General features: G+C 65.7%; 1 protein-coding gene. It reads left to right on the forward strand.

Annotated features, from left to right (window positions below; genetic code table 11):
- A partial coding sequence (locus tag L6D89_RS32335) for a hypothetical protein (RefSeq protein ID WP_236202336.1) occupies positions 1 to 1,182 on the forward strand: 1,182 nt, incomplete at both ends.

The following is a 1,182-nucleotide window of genomic DNA, read 5'->3' on the forward strand; positions in this document are numbered from 1 at the left end:
ATCACCTGCAGCGACCAGCTGCAGTACCGGGTCGAGAACATGACGGTCGAGCAGATCGACGCCCTGACTGGGGGCTGGTGGACGCCCGACATGTTCGAATCGCCTGACGGTCGTAGCCGTTGGGACTACGCCCAAGAGCGCCTGGAGAGTCGCCCGGTATCCATGGACGTCAGCCCGACCGGCGAGATTCGCGTCACCAGCTGGTACGCGACGGAACCCGCTGCCCGGTTTGGCCCCGGCAGCACGATCTACCAGAGCGCGTCGACCGAGCTGGCCAAGACACAGCAGGCGACCAACCGCGTCGAGTTGGAGATTGAGTACCGCTATTCGCGGTTGTGGCAGCGCGATGACGGCTATGCATGGTCGCACCCCGGCGCGGGCGGTCACGAAGGCATTCAGGGCTTCTGCACCTGGCGGCCGCAGAGTACCGACCTGCCAGACGTGTCGATGATCGAGCAGGCCACCGAGGGCGCCGGACTGACCCTGCTGCCGAATCCTAGCTACTTCAAGCTGCCTCCCAGCAGCGGCGACCCCTGCGGCAATGGCCAGGGCTGGCGGAACGACTTCCCCGACCTGCTGCTGGGCGCTAGCTGGACCGGCTCGCGCCGTTGGGTGCAGTCCGTGACGGAGAAGTACAGCCTTGTCATCGCCTGTCCGAAGGGCCTCGGTCCGACTGGTGGGCAGGTTGTCAGCCGGCAAAGCACTGGCTTTGAAGTGGAAGACAGCAAGACTGACGAGTGGGAAGGCAAGACCATCAGCGGTGCTTCGCAGGGGGTCCAGGACCTGCGTGACGACGCCAGGCGCGATGCCGTGCTGGAGTGCTCGATTCGCCGGGCCGTCACCACGGTCATTGGTGGCCAGCGCGGAACCACCATCAGCTGGCAGGTGCCGACGTCATTGGCCCTAGGCCTTGATCTGATCCACACCCTGGAGCTTACCGACCAGGCCGAGGGCACTGGCAAGGTGCGGCGGATCGTGGATGAGTACGACTTCGACGCAGGGTCAGCGGTAACCACCCTCAGCATCGCGATGATGCGCGGCGGCGGTGAGTCAGACCCGCTGACGGTCCCGGCCAAGCCGGTGGTCGACGCCGCGCCGACCCACATCGGGCATCCGGGCCTGCCTACTCAGTTGGGCATGCGCAACGAAAGCCCGATCTACGACGACGACCTGGACGGCTTC

The sequence above is a fragment of the Pseudomonas pseudonitroreducens genome, from assembly GCF_021603645.1.
Taxonomy (GTDB): Bacteria; Pseudomonadota; Gammaproteobacteria; order Pseudomonadales; family Pseudomonadaceae; genus Pseudomonas; species Pseudomonas pseudonitroreducens.